The organism is Acinetobacter lwoffii, from assembly GCF_024129355.1.
Taxonomy (GTDB): domain Bacteria; phylum Pseudomonadota; class Gammaproteobacteria; order Pseudomonadales; family Moraxellaceae; genus Acinetobacter; species Acinetobacter lwoffii_I.
In genome coordinates this window covers 18,242-31,890 of the sequence record NZ_JAMXXP010000035.1, presented here as the reverse complement: position 1 = coordinate 31,890, position 13,649 = coordinate 18,242, and the positions used below count along the sequence as shown (strand labels likewise).

The 13,649-nt window shown below is 42.6% G+C and carries 13 protein-coding genes; 7 read left to right on the top strand and 6 right to left on the bottom strand.

Features of this window, described 5'->3' with window-relative positions; translation table 11 throughout:
- Positions 1-351 precede the first annotated feature (351 nt).
- Positions 352-924, bottom strand: a complete 573-nt coding sequence (locus NI468_RS13610) for a peptidylprolyl isomerase (RefSeq protein ID WP_253102310.1) — start codon at positions 922-924, stop codon at positions 352-354.
- A 103-nt stretch (positions 925-1,027) separates the two neighbouring features.
- On the opposite strand from NI468_RS13610, the gene NI468_RS13605 reads away from it, so the two are divergent.
- The gene (locus NI468_RS13605) at positions 1,028-1,702 is read left to right on the top strand and encodes an acetoacetate decarboxylase family protein (RefSeq protein WP_253102309.1); all 675 of its coding nucleotides are present in this window, start codon (positions 1,028-1,030) and stop codon (positions 1,700-1,702) included.
- 70 nt (positions 1,703-1,772) lie between these two features.
- Here the strand turns inward: NI468_RS13605 and NI468_RS13600 are convergent, their stop codons facing one another.
- Positions 1,773-2,843 carry an alpha/beta hydrolase gene (locus NI468_RS13600; RefSeq protein ID WP_253102307.1) on the bottom strand — a complete coding sequence of 357 codons (1,071 nt, stop codon included), beginning with the start codon at positions 2,841-2,843 and terminating at the stop codon, positions 1,773-1,775.
- Between the two features lie 217 nt (positions 2,844-3,060).
- On the opposite strand from NI468_RS13600, the gene NI468_RS13595 reads away from it, so the two are divergent.
- From NI468_RS13595 to NI468_RS13570, 6 genes are all read left to right on the top strand, one after another.
- Positions 3,061-3,561: a cell envelope integrity TolA family protein gene (locus NI468_RS13595; RefSeq protein ID WP_253102305.1), complete on the top strand. Its 501-nt coding sequence runs from the start codon at positions 3,061-3,063 to the stop codon at positions 3,559-3,561.
- A 1,014-nt stretch (positions 3,562-4,575) separates the two neighbouring features.
- Positions 4,576-5,124 carry a nucleotide exchange factor GrpE gene (grpE, locus tag NI468_RS13590; protein WP_004647116.1) on the top strand — a complete coding sequence of 183 codons (549 nt, stop codon included), beginning with the start codon at positions 4,576-4,578 and terminating at the stop codon, positions 5,122-5,124.
- Positions 5,125-5,242: 118 nt separating this feature from the next.
- On the top strand, positions 5,243-7,183 hold the full coding sequence (gene dnaK / locus NI468_RS13585) for a molecular chaperone DnaK (RefSeq protein WP_071852338.1): 1,941 nt from the start codon (positions 5,243-5,245) through the stop codon (positions 7,181-7,183).
- A 145-nt stretch (positions 7,184-7,328) separates the two neighbouring features.
- Positions 7,329-8,159 carry an OXA-134 family carbapenem-hydrolyzing class D beta-lactamase gene (gene blaOXA, locus NI468_RS13580; protein ID WP_253102303.1) on the top strand — a complete coding sequence of 277 codons (831 nt, stop codon included), beginning with the start codon at positions 7,329-7,331 and terminating at the stop codon, positions 8,157-8,159.
- A gap of 70 nt (positions 8,160-8,229) precedes the next feature.
- Complete coding sequence (locus NI468_RS13575; protein ID WP_005094835.1) at positions 8,230-9,138, top strand: matrixin family metalloprotease; 909 nt, start codon at positions 8,230-8,232, stop codon at positions 9,136-9,138.
- Between the two features lie 105 nt (positions 9,139-9,243).
- Positions 9,244-9,621 carry a hypothetical protein gene (locus NI468_RS13570; RefSeq protein ID WP_016806936.1) on the top strand — a complete coding sequence of 126 codons (378 nt, stop codon included), beginning with the start codon at positions 9,244-9,246 and terminating at the stop codon, positions 9,619-9,621.
- Between the two features lie 58 nt (positions 9,622-9,679).
- Here the strand turns inward: NI468_RS13570 and erpA are convergent, their stop codons facing one another.
- From erpA to NI468_RS13550, 4 genes are all read right to left on the bottom strand, one after another.
- Positions 9,680-10,015: an iron-sulfur cluster insertion protein ErpA gene (erpA, locus tag NI468_RS13565; RefSeq protein WP_004281944.1), complete on the bottom strand. Its 336-nt coding sequence runs from the start codon at positions 10,013-10,015 to the stop codon at positions 9,680-9,682.
- Between the two features lie 121 nt (positions 10,016-10,136).
- Positions 10,137-11,147 (bottom strand): putative solute-binding protein, encoded by a 1,011-nt coding sequence (locus tag NI468_RS13560; RefSeq protein WP_253102301.1) that lies wholly within the window; start codon positions 11,145-11,147, stop codon positions 10,137-10,139.
- A gap of 190 nt (positions 11,148-11,337) precedes the next feature.
- Positions 11,338-12,348 (bottom strand): putative solute-binding protein, encoded by a 1,011-nt coding sequence (locus tag NI468_RS13555; protein ID WP_005094844.1) that lies wholly within the window; start codon positions 12,346-12,348, stop codon positions 11,338-11,340.
- Between the two features lie 254 nt (positions 12,349-12,602).
- On the bottom strand, positions 12,603-13,607 hold the full coding sequence (locus tag NI468_RS13550; RefSeq protein ID WP_004281941.1) for a putative solute-binding protein: 1,005 nt from the start codon (positions 13,605-13,607) through the stop codon (positions 12,603-12,605).
- Positions 13,608-13,649 lie beyond the last annotated feature (42 nt).

The following is a 13,649-nucleotide window of genomic DNA, read 5'->3' as shown; positions in this document are numbered from 1 at the left end:
TAATTTCTACCATCAATCAATGAAAATAATTTCGATCAATCAACCAGTAAAAATCCACACAAGTTGTTCTTCATAATCTCTTAATGATCTTTCTAACACCTCGTCAGTGCTAGAAGCTGGACTTCGATAAACTCAACAACTCCGCCATTCTGCTTCGTTCGTTTCCGTCTATCTCGTCGGTATGTGCTCATTATAGGGCAATTTCTTACACGTGCAAGCGCTTTTAACGCACAGGAATCATGAAAGTTTTATTTTTATGCACCAAATTGGTTCAATTCCATACAATTCATTACATAAGTACATATTTTTAAAACAGAAATATAAATTAAATATTTCTGCTTTATTCTATGCCTAGTTTTTCACGACTGGTGCTTTAATCGTCACACTGGTGATTTTTACAGGATTCACCGGCACATTTTGATGCATTCCATAGTTTCGGGTCGGTACTTTGGCAATCTGATCGACGATATCCATGCCTTTAGTGACCTTACCAAAGACTGTATAGCCGGCATTTCTAGCAGAACGATCCAGGAAATCATTATCGACCAGGTTCACAAAGAATTGTGCTCGGGCAGAATCCGGCTGATTGGTACGGGCCATGGCTAAAGTACCGCGTTTATTTTGCAGACCATTCGACGATTCGTTTTTAATGGGTGCTTTTGTATTGGCTTTTTCCTGCATGTTTACATCAAAGCCACCGCCCTGCACCATAAAGCCTGGAATGACGCGGTGAAAAATCGTATCCTTATAGAAGTTGCTCTTTACATAGCTTTCGAAGTTCTTTGCCGAGATTGGTGCTTTGTCATTGAAGAGTTCAATTTCAATATTTCCAGATGAAGTCTTCATCTCAATAATCGTATTTTCAGCAAAGCTTGGCAGACTGACCGCAGCAAGTGCGATGACACATAATGATTTCTTTAACATTTATTAACTCATCTACTTAGAAGTAATGGTTGTGAATGACTATATATTAATCTTTTATAACTCATAATGCAGTGACCTGCCGACTAAAGACAAGAGAATAAGAATGAAGCATGCATTATTACAGGAGCAAAATATCCACCAGTTTCCACCTTGGCGTTTGCAGGGTGAGGGCTTTATTCTGAATTATTGGCTGACCCCAAGCTTTATTGAGCAAGCAAAACAGTTCCGTATTGCGCCTTCTCCGCTGGGTCGTATGGTCCAAGTCTTATTGGTGCGTTATCACGCTTCGCCGATTGGCCCTTATGATGAGTTACTGATTCTGGATCATCCTTTAATTAGTAAACGACGCCTCAGCTCAATTCCTAAAATTTATGTGTCTACCCATGAGTCTGTGGTACACGGTCAGCATTTATGGGGCATTCCCAAAGAACATGCACAGTTTGAATGGCAGGAAAAGGATCAGGAAGTACTGTGTCAGATTCAGCACCAGAATCAGCATATGGCGATTCGATTGAAGAAAACCAAATCCGCGCGCCAGTTCTACATTAATAGTCATCATATTCCAGCATCTATGCTGAAGATTCAGCAAGCCTGGAAAGGCCAGCGTTTTCAGTTTAGTCCACAGTTCCGCGGTCATCTCTCTAAACTCTCGCAAGTAGAATGGCAAGATGCCGAGAATATATTTCCAGACTTTTCCAAAGCCAAATTGCTGCAAAGCTTTTATGTCCCCAAATTCAATCTGATCTTTCCTGAAGCCCAGATCAGCAGCAAAGTATAAGAACTGATAAAAACTTAGCTATAAAAAAAGGTGTTTCATGAGAAACACCTTTTGCGCTCGCGCCTTGGATTTAACTATTTTTGTCCCAGAATTTGCGGAAGTTTTTGCTGATCTCAATCACATATTTTTTGGCACGGCGGGAGATCGGCGTCAGGTTAATAAAACCATGTGCCTGATCGGTATATTCATGATAATGAACACTTACGCCATTTTGACGTAGTTTATGCGCATAGATTGAACCTTCATCATGCAGGACATCATGCCGTGCGGTAATCACATAGCTCGGTGGCAAGTTCTGCAATTCACCATAGGTCGGTGAAATCAGCGGATCATCCAGTTCAATCTGATGGGTTTGGGCATACATAAAGGTCACCAGATCAATATCCTGCTCCGAGAGTACCAGTCCATCTTTATAGGCATAAAAAGAAGGATGGCGACTTTTAAAGTCAAGCGCCGGATAAAGTAAAAGCTGCGCTCGTGCGGCATAAGATTTACCCGCACTGCGCTGTGCCACGACAGTAGCCAGATTTCCTCCGGCGCTGTCCCCTGCCACGGCAATCCGGTTTTTATAAACTTTTAGTTGTTTGCTATGCTGGTGCGCCCAGGCCAAAGCATCTTCACAGACTTGTACCATCTGCAAGGGGCTAAATTCTGGCGTCAGCGGATAAGCCACGCTTAGCACCTGTACTTTGGCATGCACTGCCAGCAAGCGACAGAATTCATCATGGCTGTCCAGACCACCCACCATAAATGCACCGCCATGATAAAAAATCACCATCGGCAACTTCTTTTGTGGAGCTGGATGATAATGCCGGGCAAAGATGCTGCCACTCTGTAGAGGAAGGCGGAGCTCTTCGACAAATTTGACCGCGGTCGGTCTAGCCCGGATGGCTTTCATGCGTGCATCAAACAATGTGCGCGAATGTGCCAGATCCTCACTGATAAAACTGCTATGCCCCTGTTTTATCTGGATGGCCATCAAGCATTTAACCAATGGATCTAAATCAGGATAGACATGAGGATAATCCAGGGTCTTAACCAATGCTTCCTGTGCAATGCCAGGCAAGCGGTCCAGCATACGCGCTGCCGTCCCTTGTCCTTTTTCCATCACACTTTTCAGAACCGGAGGATTCACAGTCATTATTTTTAGTCCTTATTCTCTTAATTCTTCATAGTTTCTACACGATTAGCGTTTCAGTGACTATATTCTTATATAAGTCTTAATATCAATGTACATATAGCTTCTACCCGATACGTTACCCTCATTTATAAAAGATGTCGTTGACCGTTTAAAGGTTATTTTTGACGTACTTTTGCAAGCTTAAGTATATTTTTTATTGCAAATCGGGAGGATGCCTATGGCTAACAAAATTATAGCTTTGTCTTTGGCGACTGCATTTTTAGCTGTAGGCTGCGTCGCATTTCCTGAAGATGGTGGCTATTATGACGGCCGCTATGATCAGCGTTATGACCGTCGCTATGAACTGGACCGGCGTTATGAACAAGATCGTCGCTATGAGCGGCAACGCTGGGAATATGAACAGCAACGCAAACGCATTGAACTGGATCGGCGTAAACAGGAATTACAGCGTCGCAATTGGGAGCAGGACCGTAAAAGACAGTTAGAGCTGGATCGACGTAAAAGCCAACTGGAACGGCAGCGCCATGAACAGCAACGTAAAAATATCATGACGCAACGGCAAAAACAGGCAGAAGCAGAACGCAAGCGTCGTCAGGATCTGGAGCGTAAACGTGTAATAGATCAGCGCAGTAAAAAAGTCCAGAAAAACCATTCTAATCAACGCTGGAATGACAACCGACGTCATCAGGAACAACGTTCACGCGATCGTCGTGATTAAGGCTTGAATCCTCTTCTCTATTAAAAGCCCAGACTGGGCTTTTTTTAATGAAAAAGATAGCTTGCAGATAGACAAAGGCCCTAAAGAAAATTTCTTTAGGGCCTTTGCAGAGGGTTATGTTAAACGAACTTCCACTTCGCTTATGCTTCTCAGCAATTCAACCAGAACATCCTGTTCTCTACATAAATTATCCTATCAGAATCCTATCGAATCAACTTGCGCTCATGAAGCGGACATTCACTATCCAAGCTGTAAGTTTTATCTTACAAACCGCTAAAATAGAGACGACTGATTCCAACAAATTCAAAAAAGGTAAATTCTGGACAAAAAAAGGCTTATCTAGAGAACAGGATAAGCCACGAAAACACATTTCAAAATAAGAAGAAACTACAGCGATAGAATCTGGAATAAATATTAATCAAAAGTTCATCTATTGTGAAAGACTTTATTGCTTAGATATTAATCGTTTTTATGTCTAATAAATAAACAGGCAAAAAAAAGCTGAGTTTTGGGGATACTCAGCTTGAAAAAAGCAACTCTAAAATAGGGCAACAGCAACCCGGTTCGGCTCTCTCCTTTGAACAAGGTCGCTGTTAATAGAAGTATGATGCAATTTTTTTACCAATACTTAAAACGGATTAAAATTATTAATTTGATTCAAAAATACGATTATTCATTTTTTATATTTATTTTCAAATACTTAATTCTTAGATTTAGTCGCTAATTAAATCTATTCAGTTCAAAATTCGGATTCATCGCTGCTGATGTCCGTGTATTTTATTCTCATCCTATCCTGCTGTTGTGTTCTGAATAGCTTGTTCTGCTATCCGCTGGATTCAGTATTTTGTATAAATCTTAAATTTAATCTGGGTCGACGCTTGAATTTTTACACCCTGCCCCGATTTCTTTAGGTAATCAAGAACTTCACAACCATGGCAGTTCAGCATAAACGCAGTGAACACTGAGGCCTAAGGACTGTACATGTTTAAGAACCCATTTAAACGGAGTAAATCAATGGCGACTGAGCAAAACGAGCAAGCTCAACAACTTGAGCAAGAGCAAGCGGAACAAGATACAGCGCAAACTCAAGCTGAAACCGAGCAGGCTGAAGTTTCCGTTGAGTCTTTACAAGAGCAGATTGCGCAGCTTGAAGGTGACTTGAAGTTAGAAAAAGCCCGTACCGCCAATGCAGTTTATGAAGCACAAAAGAGTGTTGAACGTATTCAGCGTGAATCTGAAAAGCATAAAGATACAGTTCTGGAAAAGTTCTCTAAAGAGCTTCTAGAAACAGTCGACAATCTGGAACGTGCCATTGTGGCTGCAGGTGAAGAGCAAACACCATTGCGTGAAGGTGTTGAACTGACCCTTAAATCTTTATTGCATACCTTGGAGAAATTTGGGGTTGTGGCAGTGGATACCAACAACGGTTTCAATGCTGACCTGCATCAGGCAGTCGGGATTGATCCAAATGCCAAAGCAAATGAAATTGGGACTGTTTTGCAAAAAGGCTACACGCTTAACAGTCGCTTATTGCGTCCTGCCATGGTGATGGTCGGCGCTTAAGCCAAATAAATTCGGGAGTTTGTGAAATTTTTCAAAAATTTTACTTGAAAAAAATCGAACGGCTCTCATATCGGATAACAAGTGTAAATCACAAAAAAATTTTAGAGGAAACATCCAAATGGCTAAAATCATTGGTATTGACTTAGGTACTACAAACTCATGTGTTGCAGTACTTGAAGGCGACAAAGTTAAAGTAATCGAAAACGCTGAAGGCGCGCGTACCACTCCATCTATTATTGCCTATAAAGATGGCGAAATTCTGGTAGGTCAATCTGCAAAGCGTCAAGCAGTAACGAATCCGAAAAATACATTGTTCGCGATCAAACGTTTGATCGGTCGTCGTTATGAAGACCAAGCGGTACAAAAAGATATCGGTCTGGTTCCTTACAAAATCATCAAAGCTGACAACGGTGATGCTTGGGTTGATGTCAACGACAAAAAATTGGCGCCACAACAGGTTTCTGCTGAAATCTTGAAAAAGATGAAGAAAACTGCTGAAGATTACCTGGGCGAAACCGTAACTGAAGCTGTTATTACTGTTCCTGCTTACTTCAACGATGCACAGCGTCAAGCAACTAAAGATGCAGGTAAAATTGCAGGTTTAGAAGTTAAACGTATCATCAACGAGCCAACTGCTGCGGCACTTGCGTTTGGTATGGACAAGAAAGAAGGCGATCGTAAAATCGCGGTTTATGACTTGGGTGGTGGTACTTTCGACGTTTCAATCATTGAAATTGCTGACCTTGATGGTGACCAGCAAATCGAAGTATTGTCAACTAACGGTGACACATTCCTAGGTGGTGAAGACTTCGATAACGCGTTAATCGAGTTCCTGGTTGAAGAGTTCAAGAAAGAACAAAACTTTAACCTGAAACAAGATCCACTGGCGTTACAGCGTTTAAAAGAAGCTGCTGAGAAAGCGAAGATCGAACTTTCATCTTCAAATGCAACTGAAATCAACCTTCCATACATCACTGCTGATGCGACTGGTCCTAAACACTTAGTGATCAACGTAACACGTGCAAAATTAGAAGGTCTGGTTGCTGACCTGGTTGCGCGTACCATTGAGCCTTGCCGTATTGCGCTTAAAGATGCTGGTCTTTCGACTTCTGACATCTCTGACGTGATCCTAGTGGGTGGTCAATCACGTATGCCAATGGTTCAACAGAAGGTTCAAGAGTTCTTCGGTAAAGAGCCACGTAAAGACGTAAACCCTGACGAAGCAGTCGCCATGGGTGCTGCGATTCAAGGTGCGGTACTTTCAGGTGACAAAACTGACGTACTTCTACTTGACGTAACTCCGTTGACACTTGGTATTGAAACCATGGGCGGCGTGTTGACTGCAATCATCGAGAAAAACACCACGATTCCTGCGAAGAAATCTCAAGTATTCTCAACTGCTGCGGACAACCAGCCTGCTGTAGACATTTCAGTTTACCAAGGTGAACGTAAAATGGCGCAGCAAAACAAATTGTTAGGTAACTTCCAGTTAGGCGACATCCCACCTGCGCCACGTGGTGTGCCACAAATTGAAGTATCTTTCGACATCAATGCTGATGGTATCTTGAAAGTATCTGCGAAAGACAAGAGCACTGGTAAAGAGCAATCGATCCAGATTAAAGCAAACTCAGGTTTGTCTGATGCTGAAATCGAAGCAATGATCAAAGATGCTGAAGCGAATGCTGAAGAAGACCGTAAATTTGAAGAGCTTGCAAAAGCACGCAACGAAGCGGATGCTTTAGTTGCTTCTTCACAAAAAGCAGTGAAAGATCTTGGTGAACAAGTGACTGCAGACGAAAAAACTGCAATCGAAACTGCGGTTTCTGAGCTTGAAGCTGCAACCAAAGAAAATGACGTTGAAGAGATCAAAGCGAAAACTGAAGCGCTGCAAAACATCATCATGCCAATTACACAACGTGCATATGAAGCAGCGCAAGGCCAAGGCGGTGCGCAAGGTTTTGATCCAAACGCATTCCAAGGCGGCGAAGGTCAATCTCAAAAAGCGGACGACGGCGTTGTAGATGCTGAGTTCACTGAAGTAAAAGATGACAAGAAATAATTTGTCGGTTTAACTAAAAAAACCGCGCGAAAGCGCGGTTTTTTATGTCTCGACTTGCAGGAATAAAATAAAAACTACCTAAATTTGATCGTATTTTCAGGAAAAGCTGTTTAAGTTAAATCAAACATTAAAATACCCTGAACCCATGAAAATTCTGATTTTGCTGCCTTTACTTAGTTGCTTGGGCCTGACAGCGTGTAGCCTGCCCGTTTCATCTCTCCTATCTCAAAGCACTTCGACTCAATCGACTCAAGCCATTGCCCAATTATTTGATCAGGCGCAAAGCGCGGGTGTTCTAGTGATTCAGCGTGGTCAACAGATACAGGTTTATGGTAATGATTTAAGCCGTGCATATACCGAATATGTTCCCGCCTCTACTTTTAAAATGCTCAATGCCCTGATTGGCCTGCAACATGGCAAAGCCACAACCAATGAAATTTTTAAATGGGATGGCAAGAAACGCAGTTTTGCAGCCTGGGAAAAAGACATGACTCTCGGCGAAGCCATGCAAGCTTCTGCTGTACCCGTGTATCAGGAACTGGCACGTCGCATTGGCCTTGAATTGATGCAACAGGAAGTACAACGCATCCAATTTGGTAATCAGCAGATTGGTCAACAGGTCGATAACTTCTGGTTGGTAGGCCCTTTGAAAGTTACTCCAAAACAGGAAGTCCAATTTGTTTCTGCGTTGGCCCGAGAGCAACTGGCCTTTGATCCTCAAGTCCAGCAACAAGTCAAAGCCATGTTATTTTTACAGGAGCGGAAAGCTTATCGACTATATGTCAAATCCGGTTGGGGCATGGATGTGGAACCGCAAGTCGGCTGGCTCACCGGCTGGGTTGAAACACCGCAGGCTGAAATCGTGGCATTTTCACTCAATATGCAGATGCAAAATGGTATAGATCCGGCGATCCGCCTTGAAATTTTGCAGCAGGCTTTGGCCGAATTAGGGCTTTATCCAAAAGCTGAAGGATGATGCAAATAAGCATGGGAAAGGCATTAAAATTAAGCTATATTTTTAAAAAATAGACATTTAAATAAAAAATATGCGTCTTCTGCTCTGTCTGCTCGTAGTGGGATTGATCATGTCTGCCTATCTACATATGCAGGCCCAAACCCATCCTCAACTGCGCTATAACTCGCTGGCTGATCGCTTGACGCATCCTTTCGATACACGCTTACGTTTCCGGATTGATCAGGTCGATTCAGGCTTTGGACTAAGTAAAGATCAAGTCATTCAACTGAGCAAGGAAGCGATCGAAATCTGGCATCAGGGAAGCAATCGTGATGATTTGATGGTCTATGATGAAAATGCCAGGCTGAGTATTCACCTGATCTATGATCAACGCCAGCAAGACTATGATGCCTTGAAGAAAGTCGAAAAACAGTTGCTGGCAGATGACGCCAAGTATCAACGTCAGGTCAAAAATCTGGAAGCATCCCATCAGCATCTGGAAAGTCAGCAGCAACGCCTGATCCAGCAAAGAGATCAGATGAATAGTGAATTTCAGGCCTTACAGCAACGACGCCGTCAGCCAAATTTATCTGCTTATGAACATGAGCAGATTGAATATGAGGTTTTGGCTTTACAGCGCAAATCGGAAAGTTTTCAACGGGAACTTCAGTACCTTCAGGAACAGCAAAGTTCCTTTAATATGAATGTTTCCATGCATCAACATGGTCTGCAAAACCATCAGCAGAATATCATTCAAGCCCAACAGCGTTTCCCTGCCCGCGAATTTCATAAAGGCGTGTTTATGGGTGATCAAATTCATGTCTATCAGTTTGATGCAGAAGATGATCTCCGTCTGACTCTGGCACATGAACTCGGACATGCCTTGGGGCTGTATCACCATAATGACCCGGAAGCACTGATGTATCCGGTGCTGGGTAAACAGAATCTGCAACACTTCCAGCTGCGACCTGCAGACAAGACCTTGCTTTATAACCGTTAAGTGATCAGCTTGAATTCCCTAATTAATTTAAGTGTATAAGTATTATAAAAAACACTCTATTCTGATTTCATGTTATTGTGATTGGCTACATTGTTCAGGCCATCTTTGGAGATTCGTGTGAGTTACTACCATATTTTAATTGAAGTAAATGACCACATTAGTACGATTGATGAAACCCGTGATATCGAAATCTTTGATATCGAGGACATCCAACCCTATCTTCATTCGATTTTGCTGCCTTATTTCAATGAACAACTGATTGAACTCGACGATGAAAATCTGGAATATAAAGATATTCTGCATCTGGAAATCAAACAGACCTTATTACCGATCAATGACCTGATCGAAGAAGAACAGCGTCTGTTGCCAAGCGATACCGACATTACCATTAGCGCCTATGAAATTTTCAATAACCGCGAGTTGAGTCAGGATGTCACTACCGTGATCTTTGACCTGCTTGAAGCGGTAAAACTGGATAGCTAAACGTTCTTCCAGATATAAAAAAGTCCTCATTGAGAGGACTTTTTTTTTGTGCATGGATTTAGATCGAGAATGAAGATCCACAACCACAGGTCGTGGTCGCATTCGGGTTTTGTACCACAAAACGTGAACCTTCCAGACCTTCTAAATAATCTACCACCGAACCGACCAGATATTGATAACTCAATGAATCGACCAGGACTTTAACATCGCCATTGGCAAATTCTGCATCATCTTCATTCTGGCTTTCTGCAAAATTAAAGCCATAAGAGAAACCTGAACAGCCGCCACCGGTCACATAGACACGGAGCATTAAGTCTTGGTTACCTTCACTGTCACGCAACTGGCGTACTTTATTTGCGGCATTGTCGGTGAGCACAAGCGCTTGGGCATTCATGGCGGATTCCTCTGTTGAATGGAATGTCTTTAAAAAGAAAAGACCATATTTAAGTATAGCACACTCAATATATGGTCAGTCTCTACAGATTAAAAGTCAAATCAGAGTAATTTTATCAGGATTATTTGTAGTTCTCATCCTGTAAGGCACATTCAAAGTTTTTCGGGTTCTGTTTGCAGCGGAATTGCCATAACAATTTCATCATACGTTTGTCATAAACACCGCGTTTGGTCAGGTCAATTCGGGAATCCCGCATCATTTTCTGGTAACCCGGTTTGTCTGCAGCAGGAATATCCATCCAGTATTTTGCTGGAATGTCCGCTTTCATTTTCCCCAAAATACCAAAGGCACGCGGTAACTGACTTCTCACCCATTCACGTGATTTTTGTCCATAACCTGCCGGAAATTTATCTGGACGGATAATGATATTGCCTGTGACCTGCAACACCGGATAATTTACAATCGCGCCTTTGTTACCCAAACCTTTATGTAATTCCAGCGGTTTAAATACTGCTGCTGGTGCACCAATAATATCCACCTGGCCATTGTTAAACTTGGCACCAAAATTGGTGACATCGGCACTCACCGCCTGTGCGCCGACCTGCTGTACCATGATTTTTTGTGCTTCATCATAATCAAGTACGGCAATTTTTTTACCAGCGGCTTTAGCAACGGTATTAATACTGCGGTCGTTCACCAGCAGGAAAGCATCACCCACAGGAATGACACCGACTACCTCATATTTACCTTGCAGCATATGTTTGGCGAAGGTGGGACTGGCCAAGCCCTGCATGACTTTAACTGCCAGATTCAGATCTGGAATCGCGCCAATAGCATCGAGTGAACCGGTAAAATTATTGAACTGACGGCCACGCATCCCGGTCACACTAATGCCGTCACATTTTCCAGCTTTAAAATCTTCTGCAACCACTGCTTCATTGGTATTCACCCGCAGTTCGACATCTGCACCCCAATTTTTGGCCGCCAACTGATAGTCTTTCATCACACTATAGACATCACCGTTTTTACCAACCAGATCAAATACGCAAATCACCTGTTTAGCTTGCGCCAGACCTGAAACAGCCAGTGTCGCCGTAGCCAATGCCAGTGCTTTCCATCCTCTATGGATCATCCTCATTTCCTTATCGCTTGTTTTTGTTATTGCACTTTTAGTCACATGTGATTGTTTTTTATATAAAACATGCGAATTTAATAGTTAATCAAGCTTAAGCTATTTTATTCGCTGCACAATGGCAGATCTGACCTGGATCAGCCATAAAAAAAGCCTAGATCAATCTAAGCTTTTTTCTTTAAAAATCAGATTATTCGCCAGCAATTGAACATTCAAAGTTGGCCTTATCGACAGAACAGCGTGCACGTTTTAAGACCGACATCATGCTGGCATCATAGATTCCGCGTTTGGTCATATCCATCCGGCCATCACGTAACATTTTCTGATACTTGGTTTTATCTTCAGCGCTCAGATTCATTTTATATTTCGACGGAATACCCGCTTCCAGACGGCTGATCATCCCCATGCTCTTTGGCAGGTTTTTGATAAACCAGTCACGCGATTTCTGTCCAAAACCTGCGGGGAATTTTTCCGGACGAATCACAAAATCAGAGGTGACATGCAGTACCGGGAAATTAAACATTGCGCCGTTATTACCCAGACCTTTATAGATTTCTAATGGCTTGTAGGCATAAGCAGGTGCACCGACCATATCCACCTGACCATTGTTAAATTTGGCGACAAAGTTAGAAACATCGGAGATCACTGCCTGCGCACCGACGCGCTGTACCATGATTTTCTGGGCATCGTCATAGCCGAGTACGGCGAATTTCTTCCCTGCGGCTTTTTCAATCGAATTGATATTCTTGTCACGAACAAAAATAAATGCTGAACCCAACGGTGAAATACCGGCAATTTCGTATTTTTTGCCGCCCATATTACTGACCATTTTCGCTGCATTACGTTTGTCCAGAGCAAAACTGATCGCACGCTGGGCAATGGCATTACTTGGTGCACCGCCCAGTGCATCAATAGAACCGGCAAATTTATTGTATTGACGGGCACGCATGGCTGTCATAAACACACCATCACATTTACCGGCCTTGAAGTCATTGTCGGCAACCGCTTCATCCTGACGGGCAATCAGATTGATTTCTGCGCCCCAGCCTTTTGCAGCCAGTGCCCATTCTTGCGCCATCTGGAAAGACTCACCGGATTTACCCAGTAAGTCAAACACACAGATATCGACTTTTTCTGCATGCGCCGCACTTGCAAAACCAAATGCAGAGAATGCAGCCAATGATAAGAGTGTTTTTTTCATTGTAGTTATCCTTTGAAATCTTGTTATTCGCTGAGTGTCCGTACACGGGACAAATATTAAGCAAGTTTAATTAAAAAAAATAGAGCATTTACTCCATTTAAAACCGGCATTTTGGCCTATAAAGATAAATCAGTATTATTTGCATAGATTATTTTTAAATATATATTTAAATATCAATATCTTAATATTTAAAACTGCTTTCTTATAATTACATTTACCCAGATATAGTTACAAAGATATACATGATTTCAGATTTATTCACCACCAATCGAACACTCAAAATTGGTTCGTTCAACTGTACAACGCGCGCGTTTCAATACATTCATCATGCCCTGATCATAAATCCCCTGCCGGGTTAAATCGATCCGCCCATCACGCAAAATCTTTTGATAGGCCACGCGGTCTTCACGGCTTAGATTCAAAATATATTTGCTTGGAATCTCAGCTTCCATACGCTTGACCATGGCAAAGCTGCGCGGTAACTGTTTTACAAACCAGTTTCGGGATTGCGCGGCAAAGCTTGCCGGGAACTTTTCCTGACGAATAATCAGATCGGCAGTGACATTAATTACCGGAAAATTAATCATTGCGCCTTGACGGCCTAGTCCTTTCTGTAATTCCAGTGGTTTAAATGCATAAGCCGGTGCAGCGACAATATCCACTTCGCCCTGATTAAACTTGCGAATAAAATTGGAAATTTCCGACATGACCGGTACGGCTTCAATCCGGTCGACCATGATTTTTTGCGCATAGTCATAATGCAGCACAGCAAATTTCTTGCCTTTGACCTGTTCCAGTTTATTTAGAGTACGATCACGAACAAAAATATAGGCTGGCCCAATCTGGCCGATGCCTGCTACTTCGAATTTTTCTTTGCCAATCTGGGTGATCAGGCGTTTGCTATTGCGTTTATCCAGCACATAGCTGATGGCTTTCATGGCAATGTCATTATTCGGCACGCCGCCAATTGCATCAATCGATCCGGCAAATTTATTATAGGCGCGGGCACGCATCGAAGTCATATAGAAAGCATCACATTTTCCTGCTTTGACATCCTGATCGACTTTGGCTTCATCCTGATAGGCGTTTAGCTGAATTTCGGCACCCCAACCTTTTGCTGCCAGCGCCCATTCCTCCAGCAGCTTATAAGACTCACCAGATTTTCCCAGCAAATCAAAAACACAGACATTCACTCTGGCTTGAGTTGAAGTCGACACCAAAAGACCCAGTGCCGACAAAATTAAACATCCCTTTTTCATTTTTATTTGACTCTATGGTATTTTTTACTCGATCAGCCTGAA

Excerpts from the sequence above, each read along its gene's own strand:
- NI468_RS13610 (WP_253102310.1), bottom strand. The coding sequence starts at position 924 with ATGTTAAAGAAATCATTATGTGTCATCGCACTTGCTGCGGTCAGTCTG.
- NI468_RS13605 (WP_253102309.1), top strand. The coding sequence starts at position 1,028 with ATGAAGCATGCATTATTACAGGAGCAAAATATCCACCAGTTTCCACCT.
- NI468_RS13600 (WP_253102307.1), bottom strand. The coding sequence starts at position 2,843 with ATGACTGTGAATCCTCCGGTTCTGAAAAGTGTGATGGAAAAAGGACAA.
- NI468_RS13595 (WP_253102305.1), top strand. The coding sequence starts at position 3,061 with ATGGCTAACAAAATTATAGCTTTGTCTTTGGCGACTGCATTTTTAGCT.
- grpE (WP_004647116.1), top strand. The coding sequence starts at position 4,576 with ATGGCGACTGAGCAAAACGAGCAAGCTCAACAACTTGAGCAAGAGCAA.
- dnaK (WP_071852338.1), top strand. The coding sequence starts at position 5,243 with ATGGCTAAAATCATTGGTATTGACTTAGGTACTACAAACTCATGTGTT.
- blaOXA (WP_253102303.1), top strand. The coding sequence starts at position 7,329 with ATGAAAATTCTGATTTTGCTGCCTTTACTTAGTTGCTTGGGCCTGACA.
- NI468_RS13575 (WP_005094835.1), top strand. The coding sequence starts at position 8,230 with ATGCGTCTTCTGCTCTGTCTGCTCGTAGTGGGATTGATCATGTCTGCC.
- erpA (WP_004281944.1), bottom strand. The coding sequence starts at position 10,015 with ATGAATGCCCAAGCGCTTGTGCTCACCGACAATGCCGCAAATAAAGTA.
- NI468_RS13560 (WP_253102301.1), bottom strand. The coding sequence starts at position 11,147 with ATGATCCATAGAGGATGGAAAGCACTGGCATTGGCTACGGCGACACTG.
- NI468_RS13555 (WP_005094844.1), bottom strand. The coding sequence starts at position 12,348 with ATGAAAAAAACACTCTTATCATTGGCTGCATTCTCTGCATTTGGTTTT.
- NI468_RS13550 (WP_004281941.1), bottom strand. The coding sequence starts at position 13,607 with ATGAAAAAGGGATGTTTAATTTTGTCGGCACTGGGTCTTTTGGTGTCG.